This is a genomic window from Devosia sp., assembly GCF_017307565.1.
Classification (GTDB): domain Bacteria; phylum Pseudomonadota; class Alphaproteobacteria; order Rhizobiales; family Devosiaceae; genus Devosia.
In genome coordinates this window covers 1-8,401 of record NZ_JAFKHD010000218.1, presented here as the reverse complement: position 1 = coordinate 8,401, position 8,401 = coordinate 1, and the positions used below count along the sequence as shown (strand labels likewise).

General features: G+C 62.8%; 9 protein-coding genes, 1 tRNA gene and 1 pseudogene. 5 read left to right on the top strand and 6 right to left on the bottom strand.

Annotation, left to right across the window (positions count from 1 at the left end; all coding sequences use genetic code 11):
• Positions 1 to 340, top strand: a pseudogene (locus J0I64_RS07035) (1-acyl-sn-glycerol-3-phosphate acyltransferase); the annotation flags it as partial.
• Positions 341 to 418: 78 nt separating this feature from the next.
• Complete coding sequence (locus J0I64_RS07030; RefSeq protein WP_291406885.1) at positions 419 to 667, top strand: hypothetical protein; 249 nt, start codon at positions 419 to 421, stop codon at positions 665 to 667.
• Here the strand turns inward: J0I64_RS07030 and J0I64_RS07025 are convergent.
• Together J0I64_RS07025 and pncB are read right to left on the bottom strand one after the other, a co-directional pair.
• Entirely contained in the window at positions 664 to 918 is a 255-nt protein-coding gene (locus J0I64_RS07025; protein ID WP_291406884.1) for a hypothetical protein, read from the bottom strand. The two genes, J0I64_RS07030 and J0I64_RS07025, sit on opposite strands and share 4 nt — an antisense overlap.
• A 123-nt stretch (positions 919 to 1,041) precedes the next feature.
• Entirely contained in the window at positions 1,042 to 2,349 is a 1,308-nt protein-coding gene (gene pncB / locus J0I64_RS07020; protein WP_291406883.1) for a nicotinate phosphoribosyltransferase, read from the bottom strand.
• Positions 2,350 to 2,513: 164 nt separating this feature from the next.
• On the opposite strand from pncB, the gene J0I64_RS07015 reads away from it, so the two are divergent.
• Together J0I64_RS07015 and dmeF are read left to right on the top strand one after the other, a co-directional pair.
• The gene (locus J0I64_RS07015) at positions 2,514 to 2,792 is read left to right on the top strand and encodes a metal/formaldehyde-sensitive transcriptional repressor (RefSeq protein WP_291406882.1); all 279 of its coding nucleotides are present in this window, start codon (positions 2,514 to 2,516) and stop codon (positions 2,790 to 2,792) included.
• Positions 2,789 to 3,742: a CDF family Co(II)/Ni(II) efflux transporter DmeF gene (dmeF, locus tag J0I64_RS07010; RefSeq protein ID WP_291406881.1), complete on the top strand. Its 954-nt coding sequence runs from the start codon at positions 2,789 to 2,791 to the stop codon at positions 3,740 to 3,742. Before J0I64_RS07015 ends, dmeF begins: the two co-directional genes overlap by 4 nt.
• 113 nt (positions 3,743 to 3,855) lie before the next feature.
• On the opposite strand, the gene J0I64_RS07005 is transcribed toward dmeF, so the two are convergent.
• The 4 genes from J0I64_RS07005 to J0I64_RS06990 all read right to left on the bottom strand — a co-directional run bounded on the left by J0I64_RS07005 (position 3,856) and on the right by J0I64_RS06990 (position 7,650).
• Complete coding sequence (locus J0I64_RS07005; RefSeq protein ID WP_291406880.1) at positions 3,856 to 4,998, bottom strand: crosslink repair DNA glycosylase YcaQ family protein; 1,143 nt, start codon at positions 4,996 to 4,998, stop codon at positions 3,856 to 3,858.
• 77 nt (positions 4,999 to 5,075) lie between these two features.
• Positions 5,076 to 6,863, bottom strand: coding sequence for an alpha/beta-hydrolase family protein (locus J0I64_RS07000; RefSeq protein WP_291406879.1), 1,788 nt, complete (start codon positions 6,861 to 6,863; stop codon positions 5,076 to 5,078).
• A gap of 163 nt (positions 6,864 to 7,026) precedes the next feature.
• A tRNA-Ala gene (locus J0I64_RS06995) sits at positions 7,027 to 7,102 on the bottom strand.
• A 140-nt stretch (positions 7,103 to 7,242) separates the two neighbouring features.
• Positions 7,243 to 7,650 (bottom strand): TIGR02300 family protein, encoded by a 408-nt coding sequence (locus tag J0I64_RS06990; RefSeq protein WP_291406878.1) that lies wholly within the window; start codon positions 7,648 to 7,650, stop codon positions 7,243 to 7,245.
• 190 nt (positions 7,651 to 7,840) lie between these two features.
• Here J0I64_RS06990 and J0I64_RS06985 point away from each other — a divergent pair.
• Positions 7,841 to 8,401: (d)CMP kinase (locus tag J0I64_RS06985; protein WP_291406877.1), on the top strand; the 561-nt coding region annotated here is incomplete at its 3' end.

The window sequence follows — 8,401 nt, the reverse complement described above, 5'->3', positions numbered from 1 at the left end:
GGCGCTCGTCGGCGCCGCCCAGCACGCCATGGAGGCCGCGGGTGCGACGGAAGTGAACATCCAACCGCTGACCGTTGCCTATACAAAACTTCAGGGCCTGCCGATCAGCCGCAACGAGCGCTCGCTCGTTGCCTGGATCAAGTCCAAGTCGGTCAAGCAGAACATCCGCGAAATCCTCTCCGGCCCCGTCAAGGACGTCACCGTCGCCTTCGGCACCCCGCAGGTGCTGGCCCAGGGCGCGGACCGCAAGGCGGTCACCAAGTCGGCGGAAAATCAGGTACGCACGACGCTCGTCGCCCTCAATCGCGGTCTGCCTCTGCCGGTATCGGCACAAGTTTAGCCATTAGGCTTAACGGACAGTCCCGCTTCTGAATTAACGCTTCATTAGCTATGTTGGCCCGGTTTCAAGGAGGCCGACATGGATTGGCAAATTCTCGCCATCTGGCTGATCACCGGCGTCACGCTCTATTATTTCCTGCGCAGCGAAAAGCAGCGCAAGCACGCCATGCTCGAGGCGCGGGCCCGTCATTTCGCCACGGCCCCCGCCTATCGCCACCGCGCCGCCGGCACGGTCAGCACGCCGCCGGCCTATGTGCCCATGGGCCTTTCGCCCTCCGATCGCATGTTCCTGCAATCGCTTGCCCGCACGGCGCGGCAGAAGGACTAGGTTCCGTCCGCCAGACGCGCCTTGAGGCGACCGACGATCTTGGCCGCCTTGACCATCAGCGCCAGGTCGACGTCGCTATCATCCATCCCCTCTTCCCGCTCGATCCAGGCGGGGATGAGGATTTCGTGCCGCTGCTCGCGGCCGTCGATGGTTTCGGTGAGCACGGCCTTCACCTTTCCCGTCACCCGGTTGGCCAGCCGCGGGTGATCGTGACGCTCGGCGAGCGCGATATCGATTAGTTCAAGACTCATATTCGGCTCCATGGGAGCCCCCGTGCGGAAACTGGCCCTAGATGGTTCACGAGGCATTAATGCGCCGACCCGCCCATGGTTTCTCCACAGGCGGGTTTTGATGGTTGATAGTGGTGGAAAAGATCAGACCCGGACGGCGTGCTCCACGCGGCCGGCATCACCGAAGACGCGGATATAGCGCTCGATTTCGGCCGCCTCCCCCGTCGCCTTGGCCGGATTGTCCGAGAGTTTTACCGCCGGACGGCCATTGGCCTCGCTGACCTTGGCAACGATCGAGATCGGGTCGAGCCCGGGATTGGGCGCGGGCGCACAACCTTCGAAGTCATTGGTGAGATTGGTGCCCCAGCCAAAGCTCATGCGCACCCGCCCATCGAAATGGAGATAGGCTTCCTCGATCATGTCGACGTCGAGCCCATCGGAAAAGATCAGCAGCTTTTCCTTGGGATCGCGGCCGCGGCTTTCCCAGAATTTGATGATGCGTTCGCCGCCATCGATGGCCGGCGCCGAATCGGGCCGGAACCCGGTCCAGTCCGCCACCCAGTCGGGCGCATCGCGCAGAAATGCGTCGGTGCCAAAAGCATCGGGCAGGACGATCAGAAGGTTGCCGCCATAATAGCTCTTCCAGTCCTGCAGCACCCGGTAGGGCGCCTCGCGCAGTTCCTCGTCCGAGCGTGCGAGCGCCGCCAGCACCATGGGCAGTTCATGGGCATTGGTGCCCAGCGCCTCGAGATCGGTGTCCATGGCGAGCTTCACATTGGAGGTGCCGGTGAAATTGTCGCCGATCCCTTCCTTGAGCGCTTCCACGCACCAGCGCTGCCAGAGGAAGGAGTGCCGCCGCCGCGTCCCGAAGTCTGAAATCTTGAGGTCCGGCAGCTTTTGCAGGCGCTCGACCTTCTCCCACATCTTGGCTTTCGCCCGCGCATAGACCACGTCCAGCGCGAAGGGGCCGTAGCTCTTCATCGCGGCACGGCTGCGCAGCTCGTTGATGATGGCGAGCGCGGGAATTTCCCACATCGAGGTTTCGAGCCAAAGTCCGGGGAATTCGAGCACGAACTGCCCGTCGCGCTTTTCCAGCCGATATTCGGGCAGCTGGAAGTTTTCGAGCCAACGCAAAAAGCCCGGCTGAAAGATCTGCTTACTGCCATAAAAGGTGTTACCCGCCAGCCAGATCATTTCTTTCTTGGAAACGCGCAGAGTGCGGCAGTGGTCGAGCTGGGCGCGCAGTTCGTCGATATCGATCTCTTCGGCCAGCCGGACGGATTTGGTGCGGTTGATCAACGAGAAGGTCGCCTCGACCTTGGGATAGAGACCCCAGATCATCTGCAGCATCAGGAGCTTGTAAAAGTCCGTATCGAGCAGGCTGCGGATGATCGGATCGAGTTTCCAGGTGTGGTTGTAAACACGCCGGGCAATGTCGGTATAGGTAGCCATCTCTTCCCCACTTCGGCTGTCTTGTAGCGCGCCCGATGCCGGCTTGGAAAGCCGCGGAAGCCGCCCGACCGTCCAGTCGCCGCCCCCTTCGGGCCGGCAGGCCACCACCAGCGCGTCCCGCTGCGCCTTGAAAATCCCAAAAATATAGGATACCCCCCTATATTATGTCTCACACCATTACCCAAAAACCAAAACTCCTCGCCCGGGTCCGTCGCCTCAAAGGTCAGATGGATGCGATCGAAAGGGCCCTCGAAGCGGAAGCCGACTGTGCCGAAGTCCTCAATCTCGTCGCCTCGGTACGCGGGGCCATCAATGGCCTCACCGTCGAGTTGATCGAGGACCACATTCGCCACCACGTTTCTGACCCTGCGACCGATACCGACCCCGATCGTGCCCAAGGCGCGGGCGAACTCATCGACGTGATCAGGACCTATCTCAAATGACTGAGGCCAGCGCCCAATTCGCCGCAAGCCACGAGCATGTCTTTCTCGGTGCCAACCACGAGCGCAATGAGCGGCGCACCTGGCTGGTCATCGCGCTGACGGCGGCCATGATGGTGGTCGAGATCACCGCCGGCAGCATTTTCGGCTCCATGGCGCTAGTCGCCGATGGCTGGCACATGTCCACCCATGCTGGCGCCATGCTGATTGCGGCCCTTGCCTATCTCTATGCCCGCCGCCACGCCAAAAACCCGCGCTTCACGTTCGGCACCGGCAAACTGGGCGATCTCGCCGGGTTTGCCAGCGCCATAGTCCTGGCGCTCATTGCCCTGCTCATCGGCTGGGAAAGCCTCATGCGCCTCACCGCGCCGGTCGCGATCAATTTTTCCCAGGCGATCCTGGTTGCCGTCGTCGGGCTCGTCGTCAACCTCGTCTGTGCCTGGCTTCTGCGCGACGATCATGACCATCACCACGGCCACAGCCATCATCACGATCACCCGCACGACCATCACGGTCATCACCATGGTAGCGGCCGCGACAACAATCTGCGCGCCGCCTATCTGCACGTTCTCGCCGACGCCCTGACCTCGGTTCTAGCCATCCTCGCGCTCGTCGCCGGCAGCCTTTTTGGCTGGATCTGGATGGACCCGGCCATGGGCATTGTCGGCGCCCTCGTCATCGCCCGCTGGTCCTGGGGCCTCATCCGCGACAGCGGCAGCGTCCTCGTCGACTATTCGCGCGAAGGCGAAGCCATCGGCACCGAGATCCGCGAAGCCATCGAAGTTTCGGGCGACACCATCGCCGATCTCCACGTCTGGCACCTCGGCCCTGGCCACTATGGCGCCATAGTATCCATCGCCAGCAAGGCCCCGCAGCCCATCGCGATCTATCGCCAACGCCTCGCTCATGTGCACGAAATTTCGCACCTGACGGTGGAGGTGCAAGGGGCTTAGGGCACAAGTCAGGGAAATTGCCGGAGGCCCTCCGATCTCGCACGCGCCTCACCAGCCCACCGTCCCTTCACCTCCCCCTTGATGGGGGAGGCCGGGAGGGGGGACGTCAGCCCCTAGCTCCCCAGCTGAAACCGCTCAAACCGCCCCAGTTCATCATCCACCGCAGCCCTGGCCTCGGCGCCGACATCCTCGAGCCAGGTCCATTTCTGCACCAGCAGTTTTCCCGCCCCACGATCGGTCTTGAGATCAACCGCCGCCACCACCCGGTCTCCCAGCAGAACCGGCAGGGCGAAATAGCCCATCACCCGCTTTTCCGCCGGCACATAGGCTTCGAAGAGATGGTCGTAGCCAAAGAACAGTTTTAGCCGCTTGCGCTGGATGATCAGCGGATCGAAGGGCGAGAGCACATGCACCCGATCTGCACTCGCCAATTCCGCCTCGAACACCGCCGGCTCTGCCCAATGCGGCGCCTTGTCTGCGCCCTCGATGCTAACCGGCACCAGCGCCCGCCGCTTCACCCGCGCCTCGATCAGCTCGCGCACCGCCTTCTTGGCCGGGGCATTGAGGTGGCAAATGGAATCAAGGCTCACAAGCCCCTGGCTCTTCAGTGCCCGATCGAGCAGATAGGCGGTCACCTGCCGCTCGGTCGCCGGTTTCGGCCCCCCGTCCCAGCCGAAATGGCGCTCGATCAGGTCATAGGTTTTCACCATGCCCTCGCGTGCCGAGATGGCGACGAGCCCCTGGTAAAACATCAGCTGCAACACGCGCTTGGACGGTTTGCGGCTCGCCCAGGGGTGGTTCTTTTCCACCAGTTCATCATCGTCAATGTCGCGGATGGAAAGCGGTCCCTCCTCGCGCAGGCGCTTTTTCATGGCGCTGACTTCGGCCTTGCTGACCGTGCCGAACCAGGCACTCGGCTTGTCCCGATAGGCCTTCATCGCCGGCACGAAAAAGCGCAGGTCCCCGGTCGGCACATAGCTTAGCGCGTGGGTCCAATATTCAAAGATCGATTTGTCGACGCTCTGCAAATGCGCGAGATCGCCGCGCCGATAGTCGGGAATGCGCGAATAGAGAATGTGGTGGTGGCAGCGTTCGATCACATTGATCGTGTCGATCTGCACATAACCCAGATGAGCCACCGCCGCGCCCGCGGCGGCCGGTCCAGACCCAAAGGGCGCGGCCTCGTCGAGCTTTTGCGCTTTCAGCCAGATCGCCCGCGCCTTGGCCGGACTGATGGTGATGGGTTTGCGGGCCACGTCTTGATCCTTGTCTGGCGGGGAATCGAAGCAATGCCAGAACCATAGGCATGGCAAAACCCGATTATGGCAGGAGCCTACTGCGCCTTGCCCGTCTCGCTGCTGCGGAACCAGCCGCCACCGAGCAGGGCGCGCGGCCCATGGCGGGTGAGCTTGATCTCCAGCGCCTCCAGCTCGGCCGCGGAAAACCCCTTTGGCGCCGTCACCGCCACCCAGCCATCAAAATAGTCCTGCGGGGCATAGACGTGACCAAAGCCGATGGATGCCGTCTGGGCCAGCGCCATGTCGAGCGCCACCTGCAGAAACGTCACCACCGGATACCAGTTGAGAAGCGGCGACACCGAAGGCGCCCGCTCGCCGCTGAGCCAAAGCGGCTCGCGATAGAGCAGGGACCAGTCGAAGAACACAATCGGGTCGGAGGGATATTGCAGATAGACGATGCGCAGCGGCCCCCAGGCCGAGAGCTCCTTGAGATCCTCGCCGGTATTGGCGAAACGCACCGTCGTTTCCTGGCCGATACGGGGCCGCCAGACGGGCGAATCGGGGTCACGATTGGCCGTGGTCATGCGCCAGGCAGAGCTGGCAAAGGGCGGCCCGACCCAGAGGGCGCCATCGAAGGGGTCGCCCAGAATGTCGTAGAGCGAGGCGGAGGCGGCCGAACTATAGGCGCCAAGGCTAAGACCATGGAGATAGAGCCGCGGCCGCTTGTCGTGCGGCATATGCGTCCAGCGATCATAGACGGCATTGAACAGCGCCCGCCCGGTTTCCACCCCGATATCGGGCTCGGACACCAGCGACAGCCAGCTCGTCAGATAGGAATATTGCACGGCAACGCTCGCGACATCGCCGCCATGGAGGATTTCGAGCGTGTCGATGGCCGCCGGTTCCACCCAGCCGGTGCCGACCGGCATGATCAGGGCGAGCACTGCGCGGTCAAAGGCGCCCACCCGGTCCATTTCGGCGAGGGCCAGCGCTGCCCGCTGTTCCGGCGTATCGGCCGAGCGCAGCCCGACATAGATACGCAGCGGCGTCACAGCCGGCTTGTCGGTCAGCGCCGTAATGTCTTCGGCCGTGGGGCCGGTCTGGACATAGACACGCGCATCGATACCGATAGTGTCCCAGGGCACCAGCGATTGCGCGCTGCCCGATTTCAGCGGGTCGGTCGGGCGCGGTTCGGAAATGCCCACGAGACGATCGAAATTGCCGTAGAATCGGTCGGCCGCGAAAAAGAGACCACGGGCAACGACGCCATCGCCGACCGTCGCCGTGGCGATCCCCACCAGAATCATCGCCCCCACCAGCGCCACGCGCGGCGGGATCAGCCGCCCGAGCCAGTGCGCGACAATGCGCACGCCATGGACCAGCAGCGTTCCCAGCCCGACCAGCAGCGCAGCCGGCAGGACGGCGATCAGCGCCACCAGCAGCGGCTGGGTTGCCTCAAGCGGCGGCTCGGCCATGCCGGCGCGCACCGAATTCTGCCAGCCGGTCCAGAACCAGAGGAAAGAGATGGTGAGCACGAGCGCAGATGCGGCGCAGAGCCGTCCGGCCCAGCGCGCCACTTTTCGATTGGGCCAGCGCAGCTCGAGAAAATTCCACAACCATTCGAGAAACACCCCGATGCCATAACCGGCCGCAAAGGCGCAGCCCGAAAGAACCCCCTGCACCAGAACATTGCGCGGGATCAGCGAGGGGGTGAGGGAAAGTGCCGCGAACAACAGGCCAAAAAGCCAGCCGCCGGCCGAAAGCGTATCGAGCCGCCGCCCACCGAATCGAACGAGCCGCCGGGCCCGGCTTTCGGACCTGGTCTCGATCTTGGTGGATGCTGTGTCACTCCCGGCAGGACCGGGTTGGGAAGTGGACGACACGGAAATGCCCCGGGGCTGGACGTGCGGCCACTATAGGGCTCTCGTCCGGCAAGACAACCTTGGATCAGTCCGCGCGACGGCCGCCAGGTGACAACCGAACCACAACGCATTCGCTTCAACGCGAAGCGAAATGCCAGCAGTCTGCCAACGATGTCGGGGGAAATGGTGGAGCCAAGCGGGATCGAACCGCTGACCTCTTGCATGCCATGCAAGCGCTCTCCCAGCTGAGCTATGGCCCCATTCCGTGGGTTTCTTCAGGGCGCTGCCCTTCCGAAGCGAGGCGGAACCTAGAGGATGATTCCGGACAACGCAAGTGCCTAAATGACACTTTTTTCATCCGCCGGGGAAAACTCTCCCCGACGGAAAAAATCAAATGAAATCAGCGATCTTCGTCGTCGCCAACGTCGAAGCCGAGGCCGTCATCGGCGTCGTCGTCTTCCTCTTCGAGGAACACGTCTTCTTCGTCGTCGCCCAGGTCTTCGTCCACTTCGACGTCATCGACATCGGGGATTTCCTCGTCGCCGCCGCTCTCTTCGGCGTCGGCATCCTCGAGGCTGACCATTTCGGGGGCGTTGGTGTCCTCGGCCTCTTCTTCTTCCTCGACTTCATCCTCGTCGTCGATCTTGCGCGACGAAACGGAGGATGCCTTGCCGACAGCGAGCGTGTCGAAATAGGAGCGGGGATAGGACTTGCCGGTATAGGGCGAGACGATCGGATCCATGTTCAGATCGTAGAACTTCTTGCCGGTATCGGGATCGGTACGCTTGGTACCGCGTTCGTTGGCCATTTCACATGCCTCGTCGAATAGGGAAAATGCCTGTGGCCGACCGCCTCGGCCACGCCAGATATTCGGCCAGTCCGGTTAGGTGCAAAGCGTAGGTCTGTCAAATCCTAAATGCGGGAGCGGCAAGGGTGGCTCCTTCGGGCAAAGCCATGCTAAGGCGGTCAAGGATATGCCAGGCGCTGAGGTGAAGGTCATGATCATAGCCGTCGACGGACCGGCCGCTTCCGGCAAGGGCACTCTGGCCCAGGGTCTCGCCCGACACTATGGCCTGCCCCATCTCGATACGGGCCTGCTCTATCGCGCCGTCGGCACGGCCGTCGAAGCCTTTGAAGACACGATCGAATTCGAGGCCAAGGCCATCGCCGCCGCAAAACAGCTCGATGCGGCGCACCTGACCGATCTCGAAACCCTGACCAGCGCCCGCGCCGGCACGCTTGCCTCAAAGGTCGCCGTCATCGCCGAAGTCCGCAAGGCGCTCTTCGACTTCCAGCGCAATTTTGCCACCCAGCCCGGCGGCGCCGTGCTCGATGGCCGCGATATCGGCACGAAAATCTGCCCCGATGCCGATGTGAAACTCTTCATCCAGGCCGACAGCAAGGCGCGCATGGAGCGCCGGGCGCGCCAGTTCGAAGCCCGCGGCGAGGTGGTTGACCGCTATGCCCTCTATCACCAGATAGAAGAGCGGGATGCCCGCGACATGCTCAATCCCAATGGCGGCTTCTACAAGTCGGACGACGCGCACTTGCTCGATACG

What these genes read in the sequence shown, in the direction of transcription:
- J0I64_RS07030 (WP_291406885.1), top strand. Translation starts at nt 419, where the DNA reads ATGGATTGGCAAATTCTCGCCATCTGGCTGATCACCGGCGTCACGCTC.
- J0I64_RS07025 (WP_291406884.1), bottom strand. Translation starts at nt 918, where the DNA reads ATGAGTCTTGAACTAATCGATATCGCGCTCGCCGAGCGTCACGATCAC.
- pncB (WP_291406883.1), bottom strand. Translation starts at nt 2,349, where the DNA reads ATGGCTACCTATACCGACATTGCCCGGCGTGTTTACAACCACACCTGG.
- J0I64_RS07015 (WP_291406882.1), top strand. Translation starts at nt 2,514, where the DNA reads ATGTCTCACACCATTACCCAAAAACCAAAACTCCTCGCCCGGGTCCGT.
- dmeF (WP_291406881.1), top strand. Translation starts at nt 2,789, where the DNA reads ATGACTGAGGCCAGCGCCCAATTCGCCGCAAGCCACGAGCATGTCTTT.
- J0I64_RS06990 (WP_291406878.1), bottom strand. Translation starts at nt 7,650, where the DNA reads ATGGCCAACGAACGCGGTACCAAGCGTACCGATCCCGATACCGGCAAG.